The 18,535-nt window shown below is 63.7% G+C and carries 17 protein-coding genes; 8 read left to right on the top strand and 9 right to left on the bottom strand.

Features of this window, described 5'->3' with window-relative positions:
• Nucleotides 1–49 precede the first annotated feature (49 nt).
• Both AC1DXM_RS12140 and AC1DXM_RS12135 read right to left on the bottom strand, forming a co-directional pair.
• Nucleotides 50–1,027 carry a tripartite tricarboxylate transporter substrate-binding protein gene (locus AC1DXM_RS12140; protein ID WP_477233257.1) on the bottom strand — a complete coding sequence of 326 codons (978 nt, stop codon included), beginning with the start codon at nucleotides 1,025–1,027 and terminating at the stop codon, nucleotides 50–52.
• 179 nt (nucleotides 1,028–1,206) lie between these two features.
• On the bottom strand, nucleotides 1,207–1,662 hold the full coding sequence (locus tag AC1DXM_RS12135) for a DUF2214 family protein (protein WP_477233256.1): 456 nt from the start codon (nucleotides 1,660–1,662) through the stop codon (nucleotides 1,207–1,209).
• A 249-nt stretch (nucleotides 1,663–1,911) separates the two neighbouring features.
• On the opposite strand from AC1DXM_RS12135, the gene AC1DXM_RS12130 reads away from it, so the two are divergent.
• Both AC1DXM_RS12130 and AC1DXM_RS12125 read left to right on the top strand, forming a co-directional pair.
• On the top strand, nucleotides 1,912–2,451 hold the full coding sequence (locus AC1DXM_RS12130; RefSeq protein WP_477233255.1) for a GNAT family N-acetyltransferase: 540 nt from the start codon (nucleotides 1,912–1,914) through the stop codon (nucleotides 2,449–2,451).
• 121 nt (nucleotides 2,452–2,572) lie between these two features.
• Nucleotides 2,573–3,673, top strand: a complete 1,101-nt coding sequence (locus AC1DXM_RS12125) for an OmpA family protein (protein WP_477233254.1) — start codon at nucleotides 2,573–2,575, stop codon at nucleotides 3,671–3,673.
• Between the two features lie 25 nt (nucleotides 3,674–3,698).
• Here the strand turns inward: AC1DXM_RS12125 and AC1DXM_RS12120 are convergent, their stop codons facing one another.
• The gene (locus AC1DXM_RS12120; RefSeq protein WP_477233253.1) at nucleotides 3,699–6,185 is read right to left on the bottom strand and encodes an EAL domain-containing protein; all 2,487 of its coding nucleotides are present in this window, start codon (nucleotides 6,183–6,185) and stop codon (nucleotides 3,699–3,701) included.
• A 333-nt stretch (nucleotides 6,186–6,518) separates the two neighbouring features.
• Nucleotides 6,519–7,271 carry an IclR family transcriptional regulator gene (locus AC1DXM_RS12115; RefSeq protein ID WP_477233252.1) on the bottom strand — a complete coding sequence of 251 codons (753 nt, stop codon included), beginning with the start codon at nucleotides 7,269–7,271 and terminating at the stop codon, nucleotides 6,519–6,521.
• A gap of 306 nt (nucleotides 7,272–7,577) precedes the next feature.
• Here AC1DXM_RS12115 and AC1DXM_RS12110 point away from each other — a divergent pair, with 306 nt between their 5' ends.
• The 5 genes from AC1DXM_RS12110 to AC1DXM_RS12090 all read left to right on the top strand — a co-directional run bounded on the left by AC1DXM_RS12110 (nucleotide 7,578) and on the right by AC1DXM_RS12090 (nucleotide 12,788).
• On the top strand, nucleotides 7,578–8,555 hold the full coding sequence (locus AC1DXM_RS12110; protein ID WP_142869019.1) for a Bug family tripartite tricarboxylate transporter substrate binding protein: 978 nt from the start codon (nucleotides 7,578–7,580) through the stop codon (nucleotides 8,553–8,555).
• A 126-nt stretch (nucleotides 8,556–8,681) separates the two neighbouring features.
• Nucleotides 8,682–9,218, top strand: a complete 537-nt coding sequence (locus AC1DXM_RS12105; protein ID WP_477233251.1) for a tripartite tricarboxylate transporter TctB family protein — start codon at nucleotides 8,682–8,684, stop codon at nucleotides 9,216–9,218.
• Between the two features lie 4 nt (nucleotides 9,219–9,222).
• Nucleotides 9,223–10,746 carry a tripartite tricarboxylate transporter permease gene (locus AC1DXM_RS12100; RefSeq protein WP_477233250.1) on the top strand — a complete coding sequence of 508 codons (1,524 nt, stop codon included), beginning with the start codon at nucleotides 9,223–9,225 and terminating at the stop codon, nucleotides 10,744–10,746.
• Nucleotides 10,747–10,761: 15 nt separating this feature from the next.
• Entirely contained in the window at nucleotides 10,762–11,940 is a 1,179-nt protein-coding gene (locus AC1DXM_RS12095) for a CaiB/BaiF CoA transferase family protein (RefSeq protein ID WP_477233249.1), read from the top strand.
• A complete protein-coding gene (locus tag AC1DXM_RS12090; RefSeq protein ID WP_477233248.1) occupies nucleotides 11,937–12,788 on the top strand; it encodes a citryl-CoA lyase in 852 nt (283 codons plus the stop codon). The genes AC1DXM_RS12095 and AC1DXM_RS12090 overlap by 4 nt, the downstream gene beginning before the upstream one ends.
• 3 nt (nucleotides 12,789–12,791) lie before the next feature.
• Here the strand turns inward: AC1DXM_RS12090 and AC1DXM_RS12085 are convergent, their stop codons facing one another.
• Nucleotides 12,792–13,268 (bottom strand): NUDIX hydrolase, encoded by a 477-nt coding sequence (locus tag AC1DXM_RS12085; protein ID WP_477233247.1) that lies wholly within the window; start codon nucleotides 13,266–13,268, stop codon nucleotides 12,792–12,794.
• A gap of 119 nt (nucleotides 13,269–13,387) precedes the next feature.
• Nucleotides 13,388–13,690, bottom strand: coding sequence for a hypothetical protein (locus AC1DXM_RS12080; protein ID WP_477233246.1), 303 nt, complete (start codon nucleotides 13,688–13,690; stop codon nucleotides 13,388–13,390).
• A gap of 195 nt (nucleotides 13,691–13,885) precedes the next feature.
• Here AC1DXM_RS12080 and AC1DXM_RS12075 point away from each other — a divergent pair, with 195 nt between their 5' ends.
• The gene (locus AC1DXM_RS12075; protein ID WP_477233245.1) at nucleotides 13,886–14,464 is read left to right on the top strand and encodes an invasion associated locus B family protein; all 579 of its coding nucleotides are present in this window, start codon (nucleotides 13,886–13,888) and stop codon (nucleotides 14,462–14,464) included.
• Between the two features lie 8 nt (nucleotides 14,465–14,472).
• On the opposite strand, the gene AC1DXM_RS12070 is transcribed toward AC1DXM_RS12075, so the two are convergent.
• From AC1DXM_RS12070 to kdpC, 3 genes are all read right to left on the bottom strand, one after another.
• Nucleotides 14,473–15,165, bottom strand: a complete 693-nt coding sequence (locus AC1DXM_RS12070) for a response regulator transcription factor (protein WP_477233244.1) — start codon at nucleotides 15,163–15,165, stop codon at nucleotides 14,473–14,475.
• Nucleotides 15,162–17,897 (bottom strand): DUF4118 domain-containing protein, encoded by a 2,736-nt coding sequence (locus tag AC1DXM_RS12065; protein WP_477233243.1) that lies wholly within the window; start codon nucleotides 17,895–17,897, stop codon nucleotides 15,162–15,164. The genes AC1DXM_RS12070 and AC1DXM_RS12065 overlap by 4 nt, the downstream gene beginning before the upstream one ends.
• Before the next feature lie 67 nt (nucleotides 17,898–17,964).
• Nucleotides 17,965–18,528 (bottom strand): potassium-transporting ATPase subunit KdpC, encoded by a 564-nt coding sequence (gene kdpC, locus AC1DXM_RS12060; protein ID WP_477233242.1) that lies wholly within the window; start codon nucleotides 18,526–18,528, stop codon nucleotides 17,965–17,967.
• Nucleotides 18,529–18,535 lie beyond the last annotated feature (7 nt).

Below are 18,535 nucleotides of genomic sequence, written 5' to 3'. Positions count from 1 at the left end.
CGGGTGTCGAAGCGAAGACGGGGCGCTGGTCGTGCCCCGTTCAAGTCCCTCAGTCGGCGTACTGGCCGGCGGCTTCGATGATCGGTTTCCAGCGCGTGATCTCGCTTTCCAGCTTGGCCTTCAGCGCCGCCGGCGTCGCATCGGCTTCGGATGACGGCTTGGTGCCGAGTTCGGCGAAGCGGGCGATGACGTTGGGGTCCTTCAGCGCGACCTGGAGCGATTTCGAGAGCCTGTCGGTGATCGCGGCCGGCGTGCCCTTCGGCGCATAGAGGCCGTGCCAGATGCCGACCTGCACAGCGGGAAGGCCGCCTTCGATAGTCGTCGGGACGTCCTTCATGACGTCGAGGCGTTCCGGCGTGGTGACGGCATAGGCCTTTATCGTGCCGCCCTGGATCTGCTTGGTGGTGTTGGTGGTCTGGTCGCACATGATATCGACCTGGCCGCCGAGAAGGTCGGTCATGGCCGGGCCGGTGCCCTTGTAGGGCACCGTGACCAGCGGCGTGCCGATGGCGCTCATGAACAGCATGCCGCACAGATGCGAGGCGGCGCCGATGCCGGCATTGGCGACGGTGATGGAGTCCTTGTTGGCCTTGGCGTATTCGACCAGCCCTTTCAGGTCTGTCGGCTCCAGGTCCTTGCGGGCGACAATGGCCATCGGCACCTCGGTGACGAGGCCGACATACTCGAAAGCGTTCAGCGTGTCGTAGGCGAGCTTCCTGTAGAGTGTGGCGCTTGTCGCCATGCCGATGTGGTGGAGGAGCAGCGTGTAGCCGTCCGGGTCGGCGTTGGCGACGCGGCCCGCGCCCAGCGTGCCGCCGGCGCCGCCGACATTCTCGACGATGATCTGCTGGCCGAGATCCTTCGACATGGCTTCGGCGACAAGGCGCGTAACCGTATCGGTCGGACCGCCGGCCGCAAACGGCACGACGACGGTGATGGTGCGCTCGGGATAGGTCTGTGCTGAGGCGGTGAACGAATAGAGCGTGACGGCCGCGGCGGCGGCCAGGGCGGCAACAAATTTCCTCATCTTAATTCTCCTCCCAGGATATCAATTTCCAATCGCTGTGCAGGTCCGGCAGCGATGGGGCAACAAAGGCAAGCTAACAGATTGTCACCTGACGCAAACTGTTAAATACAGCCGTGCGCAACCGTGGCGATCAGTGGGGATTATGCCCGGCGGAGATGGGGTTTCGTGTTGGCGTTGCTTCAATAACCGTAGCCGCGCGCCATTGCCGCTGCAAAGACCGGGATCAGCAGGAAGATGAAGGCTTCGGCGCGCACATAAGTCTTCACCGAAGCGAGCTCGGCCGACGGCACCTGGAAGCCGGGACTGGCGCTGGCCTGCCGGTTCCAGGACAGGAAACGGATGGTGGGCACGATGGACAGCAGACCGACGACAGCGAATGCCGCCATCTTGGCCCAGAACACCCAGTTGTAGACGTAGAACTCCCAGCCCTTCAGGCCATAGATGACACGGCCAATGCCGATGATGATGATCAGGCTGGCGATGATGCCATAGTGGCGGTCAATGCCGGCAAGCCGTTTGAGCGTGGCGGCGGAGAGGTCGCCGCGGATCAGGACAAATTCGGCGCCGATGATGCCGGCCAGCGAGAACACCAGCAGGTGATGGAAAATGGCAAGCACAAGATCGGTGGTGTCCATGGCGTTCTCCTCCCATTGGCGGTATCGAGACCGGCCCTCGCCGGGCCGGTTGCGGAAGGTAGCATCGTTCGGCGGATTTCCCAGAGGCGGGCTGCTTCTGGCCCAGTCATCAGTGTCATTGACGCCACATCCTGACAACTAGCTGTGATTGATCGAGATAGCTTGCCTGGCCGTACGATGATGCGGCCTGGCCCTTGTCCGGGCGCGCTGGTTTGCTAAGCGCTGCCACGTCAACGGAGGCAGAGTTTCATGGGCAGTCCAAAAACAGCCGGCGTTCCGGTTCTCGAAACGGAGCGGACCATCATGCGGGCGCATCGGATCGATGACTTCGACGACTATGCCGTCATGTGGGCCAGTCCCGTCACCACCCGCTTCATCAGCGGTAAGCCGCGGACGCGCGAGGAAAGCTGGATGCGGTTTCTGCGGCACGCCGGCCTGTGGTCGCTGCTCGGTTACGGCTTCTGGGCGGTCGAGGACAAGGCCAGCGGCCGCTTCATCGGCGAGGCCGGGTTTCACGATCTGAAGCGCGATATCGAGCCGTCGCTCGAAGGCATCCCCGAAGCTGGCTGGGCCCTGGCGCCGCAAGCGCACGGCAAGGGTTTTGCCAGCGAAGTCGTCAGGCGGGCTCTGGCCTGGGGCGACGAAACCTTTGCCGGCACCAGGACCGTCTGCATCATCGATCCGGAAAACACCGGCTCGCTGAACGTCGCGGCAAAATGCGGCTACACCAAAGTGCTGGAAACCACCTATCACGATGGGCCGACCATCCTGCTCGAACGGCGGGTGTGAAGCACTTCATCGACGCAATTGCCTCGTTCTGCAAAAATTGCCATCCTGATCTAGCTACGCAGTTCCTGTGGGGAAAACCGCTCGCACTTTTCCTGGAATTGCTCTTTGGGGGAGGCTGACCATGCGTACGATCAATGCGATACTTGCAAAGCTTTTCTGGGCCGGGCTGCTCATCTTTGCGACCGTGCGGCTGGCTGGCGCCGATGCGACGGTGCCGACCGCCGACATCGAAGGCGCGGCCGACAATCATCTGGCCAAGCGTTATGAGGGGTCCTTCATCGTCTCCTACGAAAAATTCGCCTATACCGATTTCACCGTGCCGCTGTCGCCGCTGAAGCCGAGCGCCGATGCGGACGCGCGCGATACGATGAACAATCGCATCTATGCACCGGACAAGAAGGCCGAGGTCGAGGGTGCGCTGACCCGCATCGCCTATGTGCTGCCGGCCGAGCGCTCGCCGCTGGAAGTGCTGCGCAACTATCAGGATGTGATCGAGGCGGCCGGCGGCGAAGTCCTGTTCGAATGCAAGAAGGAAGAGTGCGGCGGCGCTGCCGACCGGTCGTCGAGCGGCGGTGGCGGCGACATGAGCCTGATGATGTATTTCTTCCATGAAAGCGACATCAAGGACGCGGCGTTTTCCAATGGCGCCTGTGCAGTAACCACGGGCATCAACGACCAGCGCTTCTTCTCAGCCAAGGTGCCGCAGGACGGTGGCGACGCCTTTGTCACTGTGCAGGCCTATTCCCTGATCGATGACCTCTACTGCAAGGAACTCAACGGCCGCACCATCGCCGTCGTCCAGGTGCTGGAGCCGAAGGCGCGCGACAAGAAGATGGTGGTCATCGAGGCCGCCAAGATGGCGGATTCGCTCTCCACCACCGGCTCGATCTCGCTCTACGGCATCTTCTTCGACACCGACAAGTCTGACATCAAGCCGGAATCGGAGCCGACGCTGAAGGAGATCTCGACACTTTTGACCAACGAACCCGGCATGGCGGTGATCGTCGTCGGCCACACCGACAATCAGGGCGCTTTCGACTACAATATCGACCTGTCGTCGCGGCGGGCGCAGTCGGTGAAGGCGGCGCTTGTCTCGAAATACGGCATTGACGGCGGGCGGCTGACTGCCGCCGGCGCCGGCATGATGGCGCCCGTCGCCAGCAATGACGATGAAACCGGCCGCGCCAAGAACCGGCGCGTGGTGCTGGTCAAGGCGAACTGACGAAGTCCGGCGACGGCTTTTCTTGTCATCCGGCCTTGCGCAATTTTCGCGCAAGGCCGTTCCAACGAGCTTTGTCCGTCCCCTTTGCCGGCCGCGCTGGATTCAGCAGCGTCATGGAGGCGTTGAAAGGTTGCGGCCTGGCTATCGCATAGCCTTGCGCATAGTCGACACCGATGGTCTTCAGCGCCGCGATGATGCCGTCGCTTTCGACGAATTCGGCAATGGTGCGCTTGCCCATCACCTTGCCGATATGATGGATCATCTCGACCATGGCACGGTCGATCCGATCCTCCAGCATGTCCTTGACGAAGCTGCCGTCGATTTTCAGATAGTCGACGGGGAGGTGTTTCAGGTAGGCGAAGGACGACATGCCGGAGCCGAAGTCGTCGAGGGCGAAGCGGCAACCCAAGCCGCGCAGATCGGCAATGAAGCGCATGGCATTGGCGAGATCGGCGATGGCGCTGGTCTCCGTGATCTCCAAACAAATCATTTTCGGCGGAATGCCATAGGCAAGAAACTGCTCGCGCAGGAAGCCGAGGAAGGTCTCGTCGCCGAAGCTGGCGCCGGAAAGATTGATGGCACAAGTGGTGATGGGGGAGGCCGTTCGATCGGCGAGGCGCGCCGCCAGGACGCCGAAGGTGTTGCGCACGACCCAACGGTCGATCGACGGCATCAACCCATAGCGCTCGGCCGCCGGAATGAAGCTGGCGGGCGAGACGACGAGACCGTCCTCGTCGGTCAGCCGCAGCAGGATCTCGATATGCGCGCCGGCTTCGGCGGCCGCCTCGTTCAGCGGCCAGATCTCCTGGGCATGAAGCGCAAAGCGATTTTCTTCCAGCGCGGCATGGAGGCGCTGAACCCAGGCCATCTCGCCGAAGCGTTCGCGCAAGGCGACGTCGCTGTCGCTGTGCAGTTGAACCCGGTTGCGGCCTTTTTCCTTGGCCATGTAACAGGCGACATCCGCAGCCCGCAGGGTCTCTTCAAGTGTAATTTCGGCATTGGTGATCTGAACCATGCCGATGCTGACACTGCTGTTGAAAGGCCTGGCTTCCCAGGTGAAGTGCAGGTCCTGCACCGTTGCACGCAGGCGTTCGGCGATATCGACAGCGAGATCCAGGCTGCAATCGAACAGCAGAACGCCGAACTCGTCGCCACCCAGCCGCGCCAGCATGTCGCCCGGCCGCAGCGCATTGCCGAGGAGCACGGAAATCTGCCGTAGCAACTGATCGCCGGCCGCATGGCCACACGTATCGTTGACAAGCTTGAACTGATCGAGATCCAGGTACATCAGCGCGTGCTGGCGGGACTTGTGACGCAATTCGGCGATTTCCGACTCCAGCCGGCTTTCGAAGTCGTGGCGGTTGGCAAGTCCGGTCAGCGCGTCATGCGAGGCCTGCCAGGAGAGCCGCTCGATGTAGTCCTGCTCGCGCGTCATGTCGTGGAAGGCCAGCACTGCGCCAACCACATGGCCGGAAATGAGCAGTGGCGCCCCGGTCAGCGCCACGGGAATGACCGAGCCGTCGTCGCGCTGCAGCAGTTGCGGGCGGACGTTGGGGCGACGTGGCTCGCCAGCCAGCAGGCGTTCCGCCAACCCGAGTTCCTCGACACCAGTGTCCTTGTCCAGCAAGCGGAACAGCGAGGCGATCGGCTTGCCCCTGGCCGCGTGGAGCGAGTGTGCCAGCAGCCGCTCGGCGACGGGGTTCATGTAGTCCACCAGTCCGTCCGCTTGCGTGCTGATGACAGCCTGGCCGATCGAGGCGAGGGTGATCTGGGCGCGCTCGCGTTCGGCGTTGAGGGCGGATTGGAAAGCCCGGCGCTGCGCCAGCAGTTTGCGGGTGCGCCACACGGCGAGCAGGATGAGCAAGGCGGCTGTAACCAGATTGGCGAGCGTCAGCACCATCTTGATGAAACGGGATCCCTCGCCGAGGCTGTCGGAGAAGGCTTTGGAAAGGGGACCGATCAGATGGTTGAGCTGATGGATTTGGGCTTTCCAGGTGTTGATCTGCGCGGCCGAAACTGCCCCTTCAACAAATCCTTGGTGGATCGTGGTGCCGAGCCGATCGATTTCAAGAATCATGCTGTCGGCGGCCGTCCAATGCTGGATGGCAATGTCGAGATAGCTCACCTTGCGGAAGTTCTGGAACAGCCAGATCAATCCCGCCAGATCGTCAGGGTGGTTGCCGCCTTGCAGGAAGCCGGCGCGGGCGGCGCTGATGTCGGGTTCGGGCTGCTCGAGGGCAAGTCGGGCCGAACGATCGGCGAGTGGAATGGCGATGGCCTCGCGATACTCGTTGAAGAATTCTTCCTTGCCGGTTTCGGCATAGAGACTGAGAAAATAGATGGCCTGCTTCTGTCCCTTGGACCAGTGGCTCTCGCCGCCGACATAGGCGCGTACCGCCGAGAGTGTGTAAAGGCTGCCGCTGGCAACCAGAGCCTGGACAAGAACAACGAGGATGAATGGCCAGACCAGCCCGAGAAGACGGGGGCTGGTGTCTGTTGGTGACAGCCTCATCAAGCTTCCATGGGAATAGCCATGGCTCCTCACGAATTGCCTGCCGACCAGATGCCGGCCGGCCGACGCCCTCTCCCCATGTCGCCCATATCCGGCGACGCTTGTTTGACTAGCCTACCGGCATTAACAGCCAATAAATTCTTCGGCTATTTGCTACCGGATTGGCCCGATTTCTGTAAAATTTGCTTACGCGGCGTCAGGGGTGCAATCTTTCGCAAAAGCTGCATTGTATTCGAGTAAACTACTAGAATACATTCGCGGTCGGGGGGCCGCAAGAGCGGGTGGAAACACTGTGTGACCGCTTGCTTGATTGCGTTGCGGGGCTTGATTGCGCTAGGTGAGGTTGCCTGCTTTCTCGCCTGCGCGTTCAAGGGCTGACGCGTCCTCGCCGAAGGCACGCGTGGCACGGGCGGCAGCCTCCAGCAGGGCCGGCGTCATGCGGCGCAGAAAGGCCATATCGACGCGCGTCGACGGGCCGGCGAGCGTCAAGGCGCCGAGCAGAACACGGCCCGGTCCGAACACCGGGGCCGACACGCCGGCCGTCTCCGGGTCGCGGTCGCCGATCGACAGATAGTGGCAGGCCTGGCGAATTGTCTCGTAAGGCTCGCCCGGCTGGCCTGAAAACGCTGCCAACACGCGGCCGCCGGAACCGGCGAGCAGGGGCAGCAGGTCGCCTTCCCGGATCGTGTAGCGGATTGGATGCTTGGATTCGACGCGGTAGAGGCAGGTTCGGGCGTCACCTGAGCGGACATAGAAGGCCACGCTTTCCCAGCTGCGCTCGGCGAGATCGCGCATGATCGGCAGCAGGATGTCGACCGCCACCACCGAGCGCTGGTAGAGCGCGCCGAGCCGGAAGGTGGCCGGCCCGATGCGGTAGCGGCCATCGTCGAGCCGCTCCAGCAACTGGCCACGCAGCAACGAGTTCGCCAGCCTCAATATTGTGCTCTTGTAGAGCCCGGTGCGCGCTGCGATCTCGGCCAGGCTGAGCGAGCGGTCGGCGGTGGCGAAAGCGTCGAGAATGGCGATCGCGCGGTCAAGCGCGGCGACGCCACCTGCCTGTAACGGCTGGGATCGCGCTTCGGTCATCTCACGGACGGTTTCATTCCGGTTTACTCGTTCGGACCCGCGCGGTTCGCCGTTTCACGSAAACGGCGAACCGCTCTATCTCTTTGTTTTTGCGCAATTCCGGACGGAAAACCGATCACACTTTTCCTGGAATTGCTCTAGGCCGATCGGCGCGATTGTGCCGCACATCCCATGTTCTGTCTAGTAGAACGTCGTTCCTGTTGACAGAACGTACCGAAATCGGCATGAATTTTTACCGAGCGGGTCTGTTTTCAGGCTACGTTTCTGGCAGGCACCGGAGGAGGTGTCGTGATTTGGAGGAATCCCATGCTGAACAGACGCAGATTTTTGATGAGCACCGCAGCCGCAGGCGCTGCCGGTTTCGTCGCAACGCATTTGACGCCCGCCTTCGCTCAGGATGCACCGCAGATCCAGATCTTCGTGCCGGCCGCGCCCGGCGGCGGCTGGGACCAGACAGGGCGCACCATCGACCAGGTGCTGCGCAGTGAAAAACTGATCTCCGGCTCGCAGATCACCAATGTCGGCGGCGCCGGCGGTACGGTCGGCCTGCCGCAGTTCATCAGCCAGTGGAAGGGCAAGGGCAATTCGCTGATGGTTGCCGGCATGGTCATGGTCGGCGCCATCATCGCCAACAAATCGGCCAACAACCTCTCCGAAGTCACGCCGATCGCCCGCCTTACCGGCGAGTTCGAGGCGCTGGTGGTGCCGGCGGATTCGCCGTTCAAGACGGCCGGCGATTTCGTTGCCGCGCTCAAGGCGGATCCGACCAAGGTGCCGGTTGCCGGCGGCTCGGCCGGCGGCTCCGACCACATACTCTTCGGCCTGATCGCCAAGACGGTCGGCGTTCCGGCAACCAACCTCTCCTATGTGCCGTTCGCCGGTGGCGGCGAGGCGCTGTCGGCGCTGCTCGGCAACCAGGTGGCGGCCGGCATTTCCGGCTTCGGCGAGTTCTCCGAACAGATCAAGGCGGGCGCGCTTCGGCTGTTGGCGATCTCCGCCGACAAGCGCCAGGACGGCATCGACGCACCGACGATGAAGGAAGCCGGCATCGATGTCGAATTGTTCAACTGGCGCGGCGTCTTTGCACCGCCCGGCGTGTCCGATGCCGACAAGGCGGCGATGGTCACGATGATCGAAACCATGGCCAAGAGCGACGCCTGGGCAACCGAGTGCAAGAACCGCAACTGGACGCCCATCCTGTTGACCGGCGACGACTATGCAAAATTCCTCGCCGACGACACCGCACGCATCACCGCGATCCTCAAGGATCTCGGCCTCGCCTAAACCTCCAAGGGGGCGGCCAACACCGCCCCCTTCCGACTTCGCCTGCGGCATGGACATATCATGCGGTGGGAGTGAAACTGCGGATGCGGCCGGCGGGAGGATGCCGGCCATATTGGGAGGACATTGATGAGCAGCAGCGACCAGCAGCCGGCGCCCCCGCGCCTTCCCATGCCCGAATTGTTGATCGGCGTTGGGCTTCTCGCCTGCGCCGCGGCCGTGGCGTGGCAGACCCTGGCGATCCCGGTGTCGCCGCTCTATTCCAAGGTAGGGCCGACCGTCTTTCCCTACATCACCATGACCGGCATGATCGTGCTTTCGCTGCTGCTCATCCTCGCCGCGGTGCGCGGCGGCTGGCAGCCGCCGGAGGAAAAGGAAACGCCGACCGACTGGAAGGCGATGGGCATCGTCATTGCCGGTCTGGTCGCAAATCTGGTGCTGATCCAGCCGCTCGGTTTCACCGCCGCCTCCGTCATCATGTTCGTGCTCGTCTGCTACGGCTTCGGCAGCAGGCACACGCTGCGCGATGCGCTGACTGGTCTGATCCTGGCGCTGGCAGCCTATTTCGGCTTTGCCAGGGCGCTCGGCGTCAACATCGGCGCCGGCTTCATCGAAAACCAGCTGAACACGGTGATCGACGCGATCATCACGACGTTGAGGGGCTGACGCCATGGAGACGCTCAGTCATCTCGGACACGGATTTTCCGTCGCTTTCTCACCGATGAACCTGCTGTGGTGCCTGGTCGGCACCACGCTCGGCACCGCCATCGGCGTGCTGCCCGGCCTCGGGCCGGCACTCACCATCGCGCTTTTGTTGCCGATCACCTACCAGGTGGCGCCGGAGGCCTCCTTCATCCTGTTCGCCGGCATCTATTACGGCGCCATGTATGGCGGCTCGACGACGTCGATCCTGCTCAACACACCCGGCGAAAGCGCCACCATCGTCACCGCGCTGGAAGGCAACAGGATGGCCCGCTCCGGCCGCGGCGGCGCGGCACTGGCGACGTCGGCGATCGGCTCCTTCGTCGCCGGCACCATCGGCACGCTGGGCGTCGCCTTCCTGGCACCGGTGGTGGTGAAGTTCGCGCTGGCTTTCGGGCCGGCCGAATATTTCTCGCTGATGGTGCTCGCCTTCATCACCGTCTCGGCAGTGCTCGGCTCGTCGTCGGTGCGCGGCCTCACCAGCCTGTTCATCGGCTTTGTCATTGGCATGATCGGCGTCGACCTGCAGACCGGACAGCCGCGCTTCACCTTCGGCATGAACGAACTGCTTGACGGTGTCGATGTCATCATTGCCGCGGTCGGCCTGTTTGCGGTCGGCGAGACGCTCTACATGGCCTCGCGCCGCTATGCCGGCAAGGACGAGATCGTGCCGCTCAAGGGTTCGCTCTACATGACGGCTGCCGAATGGGGGCGCTCGTGGAAGCCATGGCTGCGCGGCGCTTTCATCGGCTTCCCGATCGGCGCCATGCCGGCCGGCGGCGCCGAAATCCCGACCTTCCTGTCCTATGCGATCGAAAAGAAGCTGTCGAAGCACAAGGAGGAGTTCGGCACGGTCGGCGCCATCGAGGGCGTGGCCGGTCCGGAAGCCGCCAACAATGCCTCGGCCGCCGGCGTGCTGGTGCCGATGCTGACGCTTGGCCTGCCGACCTCGGCGACCGCCGCGATCATGCTGTCGGCCTTCCAGAGCTACGGCATCAACCCGGGACCGCTGCTGTTGACGACGCAGGCCGATCTGGTCTGGGGCCTGATCGCCAGCCTGTTCATCGCCAACGTCATCCTGGTCATCCTCAATCTGCCGCTGATCGGGCTGTGGGTGCGGCTGCTCAAGATCCCGGCGCCGCAACTCTATGCCGGCATCCTGGTGTTCGCCACCGTCGGCACCTACGGCATCTCGCAGTCGCCGATCGACCTCGTCATCCTCTACCTGCTGGGGGCCGCCGGCTTCCTGATGCGGCGCTTCGATTTCCCGACCGCGCCTGTCATCATCGGCATGATTCTGGGGCCGCTCGCCGAAACCCAGTTCCGCCGGGCGATGACGATCTCGAATGGTGACTGGTCGGTGTTCTACACCCACAAGCTGTCGCTGGTGCTGCTGATCCTCGCCTTCATCGGGCTGGCCGGTCCGCATATCTGGGCCTTCATTGAGCATAGGCGCCGGCGTGGACCGGAGCATGTGCCGGGCGATGCCTGAGCGATCTGGAGCGTCATGACCGATCTGCTTGCCGGCATCCGCGTTCTCGACCTGACCAATGTTCTGGCCGGGCCTTACTGCGCCTACCAGCTGGCGCTGCTCGGCGCCGACGTCATCAAGGTCGAGGCGCCGCAAGGCGGCGATCTGGCGCGCCAACTCGGCGCCTCGCCGACGCTCAACAAAGCCAGCATGGGCGCATCGTTCCTGGCGCAGAACGCGGGCAAACGATCGGTGGTGCTCGATCTGAAGAAAGAGGCCGACCGCGAACGCTTCCTCGACCTGGTCGCCTCGGCCGACGCGCTGGTCGAGAATTTTCGCCCCGGCGTGATGGAGCGCCTTGGGCTCGGCTATGAGAAGCTGAAAGAGGTTCGCCCCGGTCTCGTCTATTGCGCGATATCGGGGTTCGGCCAGACCGGGCCGATGCGCGACAACCCGGCCTATGACCAGATCATCCAGGGGCTTTCCGGCATTATGAGCATCACCGGCACGCCGGAGACCGCACCCTTGCGGGTCGGTTATCCCGTCGCCGACACGCTGGGCGGACTGGTCGGGGCCTTTGCCATTGCCGCAGCACTTGTGAGGCAGAAGACCTCAGGCGAGGGCGCGTTTCTCGATGTCTCGATGCTCGAATGCACGCTGTCGGCGCTCGGCTGGCCGGTGTCCAACTACCTGACGGCCGGGGTCGAGCCAAAGCCAATGGGCAACGAGAACATGACGGCGGCGCCCTCCGGTGCGTTTCGCACCGGCGACGGCCTGCTCAACATCGCTGCCAACAAGCAGGAACAGTTCGTCACGCTGTGCCGGTTGATCGGCCAGCCGGAGCTGGCGTCGGATCCGCGCTTTGCCGAACGCGAGACGCGCAAGCAGAACCGTGCGGCGCTGAAGGCGCTGATCGAGACGGCTCTGGCGAGTGGCTCGGCCGCCGCCTGGGAAGAAAAGCTCAACCGCGCCGGCGTGCCGGCAGGCCGGGTGCTGACCATCCCGCAGGTGCTTGGCGAACGGCAGGTGACTGAGCGCGACATGACCACTCGCTTCCAGGGCCTGCCCGGCATGGAGCAGCCGCTGACCGTCGTGCGCGGCGGCTTCATGGTCGATGGCCAGGCACCTTTGCCGGTCCTGCCGCCGCCTGTGCTCGGCGAACACATGGACGAGGTTTTTTCCGCCCTGCCGCCGCGCACCAGGAGAAGCGCGTGAGCGAGCTTGAGAAAAAAACCGGCCGCGAGCGCGGTGAGGAATGGTGGCAGACCGGCATCATCGAGATGAGCCCCGGCATCATCCGGCTACGCGGCTATGAAATCCAGGATTTGATCGGCCGCGTCAGCTTTCCGGCTGTCATCTGGCTGATGTTGCGCGGCGAACTGCCAAGCGAGGACCAGGCGGCGCTGCTCGGCATTGCGCTGGGTGCAGCCGTTGACCACGGGCCGCAGGCGCCGTCGATCGCCATTGCCCGCATGGCCATCACCTGTGGCGTCGGCATCAACAGCGCCATGGCCTCGGCAGTCAACGTGCTGGGCGACGTGCATGGCGGCGCCGGCGAACAGGCGCTGTCCTTCTACGGCGACATTGCCGTGGCGCTCGACCAGGGCGCGAGGCTCAGCGAAGCCGTATCGGCCCGGCTCGATCGCTTCTTCTCCGAGGAGAAGGGCTATGTGCCGGGGTTTGGCCACCGCTTCCATCCGATCGATCCGCGCGCGCCGCGGCTGATCGAGGTGACCCGCGATTTTGCCGCGCGCGGCGTCGTCAGCGGACGCTTCGCCGACATCGCCGAGGCGGTCGAGGCGGAGGTGGCGCGGCGCAAGCGCAAGAAGATACCGCTCAACATCGACGGCGCCACCGCCGTCATCTATGGCGAACTCGGCTTTCCGCCGCCGCTGACGCGCGGCTTGTTCGTGTTGTCGCGCTCGGTCGGCATCCTCGCGCACGCCTGGGAGCAGTCGCAGCAGAGCGACCGCAACAAGGGGCCGCTGCCGCGCGAATGGCTGTGGGCCTATACAGGCACGCCCGTGCGGCCGTTTCCCGCTGAAGGCGACGAGGGCAAGTGAGGCTCAGGCCGGGTCTGGCACCGCTGGCTGCGTGGTCGCCAGGTTTGCCATCAATGTCGAAAGATCGGGCTCATCGATGAGCAACGCCGCGTCTTGCGGCTTGAGCCAGGCGCGCTGGCGGCTCTTGGCCTCTTGCCAGTTGGCCAGTTCTTCGGACACTTCGAGCAAATAGACGACGACGTCGACACGGACGAAATTGTTTTCCAATCGTTTCCAGTAGGAATAGCTGCCGGCCGGCGCCTTGCGGGTCTTACCGAGCACGCCCGCCTCTTCGCGTGCTTCGATGGTGGCGGCCTTGCGCCCGCTCTTGCCTTTCATCGGCCAGCCCTTGGGCACGATGAAGCGCTTCGTTGTGCGCGACGTCACCAGCATCACTTCGAAATTACCGTCAACGTCCAGGCGAAAGGGTATGGCGGCGACCTGGCGAATCCGCTCACCTCGCCTTGCCTTGCGCACCGCCTTTTTCTTCGTCGTTGCCATAAGCTGAAAACCCGGTCGGGCGTACCGCCGCACGCCGCCTGCAAACCCCAAAAATGCCCGCGAGGCAATGAAGCATTTTTATTAGATAAGTCGACTAAGTAAATCGCAAGCGACCGATATCAACGGCAAACACGCACAATCTGGTTGCCGACGATGTGAATCGGGCAAGCTTGCCTGACGACCGGTACTTCAGGGCGCGGCTGCGGCACGATCCGGCGGTCCTGCTCGCGATATTGCTGCTGCTGTTGCTGGAACTGCTGCCGCTGCAGGCTGTTGCGCAACTGCTGCAGCTCGTTCTGCTGGATCAGCCCGTTTGTGCCGGGATTGACGGCCTGCGCCGCGGCAGATTGCACGATGCCCGGCAGCGTCACCGCCGCCAGCATCGCCGACATCAGAATTGTCGATAGACGAAGCGTCGACATTCGTTCATTCCCGCACAGACATAGCCTCCCTTCTATATAGGGCGTTCGTCCCGATCTGCCATGGTTGCGAAATCGGCGGAGCCAGTGGCGGATGGGACCTGCCCGCACTTGACAGAAAAGATCGATTGAACGCTCTATCGGGCGCGGTCCTTGAGCGCAATGGCGGCTGGCTCGAGGCACAATCGGGAGATATTGATGAAAAGCAGGCAAGTATATTTCGCAGCGCTACTGGGAAGCGTCTGTATTCTTGGCCCGGCGGCGGTCGTCGCGCAGACCAAGACCGACAAGGCAGCACCTGCCGCCGCTGCCGCTGGCCCGACACTGCCTGGCGGCGCGTCGGCGCTGTCCGAAACCCATGGCGACTGGACGGTCAATTGCCAGATAACGGGGACCAATAAGGCCTGCAGCCTGTCGCATCAGCAGTTCAACAAGCAAACCAACCAGCGCCTGCTGGCAATTGAGCTGTCGAGCAAGAGCGGCGAGGATGCGGCCGGAACGCTGGCGCTGCCATTCGGCCTGGCGCTGGCCAAGGGCGTCAGCCTGACCATCGACGAGCAGAAGCTGGATGGCAGCCTGCCGTTCAACACCTGCCAGGCCGTCGGTTGTTTGGTGCCGGTGGCGTTCGACGCCAGCGTCACGCCGCTGCTCAAGGGAGCCACCACGCTGAAGATCGGCGCCTTCGCGGCCGACACCGGGCAAGCGGTGAGCTTTACCATCCCGCTCAACGGCTTCGGCGGCGCACTGACCCGGACCGCGGAATTGTCAGCTGACTGAGCGCCCGGTCATTCAACCTCGCGCAGCCGATACCCCACGCCGGTCTCGGTGGTGATGTAGCGCGGCTGGTCGGGCGATTTTTCGATCTTCTGCCTGAGCTGGCGAACATAGACCCTGAGATACTGCACGTCGGTGGAATCGCCCCACACCTGCTTCAGCAGGAAATGGTGGGTGAGAACCTTGCCGGCGTGCTGCACCAGAATACGCAATATGTCGTATTCCTTCGGCGAGAGTTTTACCTCCTTGCCCTCGACTTTGACGATACGCTTGACCAGGTCGACGCTGAGATCGCCGGTGTTGAAGACCGGCTTTTCGCCCTGTTGCTGGAATTTGTGGCGCAGCGCCACGCGAATGCGGGCGACCAGCTCGTTCATGCCGAATGGTTTGGTGATGTAATCGTCGGCGCCCAGTTCCAGTGCGGCGACGATGCCGGCCTCGTCGGTGCGGCTGGACAGGATGACCACGGGGACGTCGAGCCCGTCGTCGCGCCATTTGCGCAAAAGATCGAGGCCGCCCATGCCGGGCAGGCCGAGATCGAGCAGGATCAGATCCGGCTTTTGCGTATCGGCGATCTCGATCGCCGCCCTGGCGTTGGGCGCCTCGCTGACCGCATAGCCCTGGCTGCCGAGGCCGACGCGCAGCAGTTTGCGAATCGGCGGCTCGTCATCGACCACCAATATGCTGACGTTGGAATTTGTCATGCCAGATCACCGGATGTTTGCCCGTCCGCGCTTTGTTCGTCCATGCCGGGCGATTGTGACGGTCTCGGCATGCGGATGGTGAAGACCGCGCCCGGCCCGTCGCTGCGATTTGCCGCCGTGATCGTGCCCCCCATCGCCTCGATGAAGCCGCGGCAGATCGACAGGCCGAGCCCGGTGCCGGCCTGGACCTGATCGCGCTTGCGCACCCGGTAGAAGCTGTCGAAGATCCGCTCCAGGTCGGCGGATGGAATGCCCGGTCCTTCATCCATGACCTGCAGCACGACGGAGCCATTGTCGACCCAGCCCTGCAGCCGGATCGTCGATCCCTGCGGCGCGTATTTTGCGGCATTGTCGAGAAGGTTGAACAGCGCCTGCTCGAACAGGACGGGATCGAGCTTCAGCATTGGCAGATCGGCCGGAATATCGACCTCGGTCTTGTGCCCGGCAGTGATCTTGCGCGCCCGCTGCAAGGCCGAGCCGACGACGTCGCCGACATAGTGAAGAGCGAAATTCGGCTCCATGGCGCCGGACTCGATCTTGGTCATGTCGAGCAGGTTGGCGATGAAGCGGTTCAGCCGCTCCGATTCGTCGAGCACGGTGGTCAGCAGCTCCGCCCGATCACTCTCGGGCAATGAGGGCGCGTATTCCCGCAGTGTGCCGGCAGCACCCATGATGGCCGCAAGCGGCGTCTTCAGATCATGGGAGATTGAGGTCAGCAGCGCCGAGCGCAGCCGGTCGGCCTCGGCCGCCAGATTGGCGCGGTCGACATCGGCGACCAACTGAATGCGCTCGATGGCGACCGCCGCCTGGTCGGCCAGCGCGTCGAGCAAGCGCTGCTGCTCAGGCGTCAGCAGCGGCCCTTGCTTGTCGTTGTCGAGGCCGACGACGCCGATGGCGGTGCGGCCTGTCCGCAAGGGCAGATAGAGGCGCTTAGCGCCGGGCAGCGTGTCGGCGCCACGGCCGGCGGCACGGTTGTGCTCCCAGGCCCAGCGGGCGGCGGCGATGTCGGCCTCGGCCAGTGTGTCGTCGGGTGGATAGCCGGCCTTGACGGTGATCGTTCCGTCCTCCGGCAGCAGCAGCACCACGCGCAGTTTCAGCATCGAGGCGATCTGGAAGGCGGTGGCCCACAGCACGTCGTCGAGCGTGCCGGCGCCGGCGAGCTTCTTGGAGAATAGGTAGATATCCTCCGTCGCCCGAGCGCGTGAACGGGCAGCGACCGCCTGGCGCTGCACGCGCGCCGTCAGATTGCTGGCGATGACGGCAACGACAAGGAAGACGGCGAGCGCGACAATGCTCTCCGGATCCCGGATGGTGAGCGTGTAGCGCGGCTCGAGGAAAAAAAAGTTGAAGGCAAGGGCGCTGGCCACACAGGCATATAGAGCCGGCCACAGACCACCGGCCACCGCCGATGTCAGCACGCCGATGAGAAAGATGATCGCAAGATTGCGGACGTCGAGAAACTGGTCGAGCAGGGCGGCGAAACCGAGCGAGCCGGCAACGAAGGCCGTCGCCTTGAGATAGGGCCAGACATCGAACTGCCATTGTTCGTCCGCTGCCTTGACGTTCCGCGAGGCCTCCTCGTTGCCGCGCTCGGTTCCCGAAATGACATGGACGCTGATGTCGCCGGCATTGCGGATGAGATCGTAGGTGAGCGAGCCTTCGATCAGCTCGCGCCAGCGCGACCGGGTTGGCCTGCCGATGACGATGTGGGTAAAATTGTTGGCCGTCGCGTGGCGGACGATGTCCTGGGCAACGTTCTGGCCCGGAATGGTCGTCACCTCGGCGCCGAGCTGCTCAGCCAGGCGCAGCAGCGTCGCCAGCCGGTCCTTGTCCTCCTCGGACATGGTGGCGGAACGCGGCGTCTCGACGTGGAGTGCCGTCCAGGGCGCGCGCAGCCGGTCGGCCAGCCGGCGCGCATAGCGGATGCGGGAGGCTCCGCCCGGACGCGAGTCGACGCAGACAAGCACCCTTTCGCCGGCCGCCCATGGGCCAGGAATCGCGTGCGACTGCATGTGGTTGAGCAACTGCTCGTCGACGCGCTGGGCGGTGCGGCGCAGCGCCAGTTCGCGAAGCGCCGTCAGATTGCCGGGCGAAAAATAGTTCTCGATCGCGCGCTGGGCAGTGTTGGGGAAATAGACCTTGCCTTCCTTCAACCGCTTGATCAGGTCGTCGGGGGTGAGATCGATGATCTCGATGTCGTCAGCCTGGTCGATGATGGAGTCGGGAACGGTTTCGCGCACTCGTACGCGAGTGATCTGCGCCACGACGTCGTTCAGGCTCTCGACATGCTGGATGTTGAGCGTGGTGTAGACGTCGATGCCGCGTGCCAGGAGTTCCTGGACGTCGAGATAGCGCTTGGGGTGGCGGCTGCCTGGCGCATTGGTGTGGGCAAGCTCGTCGACAAGCACCAGCGCCGGACGGCGGGTGAGGATAGCGTCGATGTCCATCTCGTCCAGCACGCGGTCCTTGTAGCTGACCTTCTGGCGTGGGATGACCTCGTAGCCTTCGACCAGCGCCAGGGTTTCCTTGCGGCCGTGGGTTTCGACGATGCCGATCACCACGTCGACGCCGTCGGCCAGCCTGGCGCGGCCGGCCATCAGCATCTCATAGGTCTTGCCGACGCCGGGTGCCGCGCCCAGGAATATCCGCAGACGGCCACGCTCTTCCCGCTCCGCATGCTCGAGCAGTGCGTCCGGAGAGGGTCTGTTGTCGTTGCTTCTGTCGTCCGGCATCAGGCTCGATCATGAACGGCGCCGGGGATGCTGTCGATCCCCGGCACTAGGCTTCAAAGACTGTCTCTCACTTGGTATCGTCCAGCGCCAGGTTGAGCGCCAGAACATTGACGACCGGTTCGCCGAGGAAGCCAAGTTCGCGGCCTTCGACATGGCTGTCGACAAGCGCCTTGACCTTGGCTTCGTCAAAGCCCCTGGCCTTGGCCACCCTGGCGACCTGGAAATAGGCGGCCTCAGGGCTGATATCGGGATCGAGGCCGCTGCCGGAGGTGGTGACCAGGTCCATCGGCACCGGCTGGTTCGGATTCTCCGCCTTCAGCTTGTCGGCGTCGCCCTTGATGCGGTCAATCAGCTTGGGATTGGTCGGGCCGAGGTTGGAGCCGCTGGAGGCTGTGGCGTTGTAGCCGTCGCCGGCAGCCGAAGGGCGGCCATGGAAATATTTGTCGCCGGCAAAGCCCTGGCCGATCAGTTCGGAGCCGACGACCTTGCCGTCCTTTTCGATCAGGCTGCCATTGGCCTGGTGCGGAAACAGCGCCTGGGCGATGCCGGTCATCCCCAGGGGATAGACCAGGCCGGTCAGGACAGTGAAGAAGACGATCATGATGATCGCGGGTCGTATCTGGGTGAGCATGGACGTG

Source organism: Mesorhizobium sp. P3_A2 (assembly GCF_056403115.1).
Note: the sequence above shows the minus strand (reverse complement) of the source record. Positions and strands in the feature narration are given on the sequence as shown.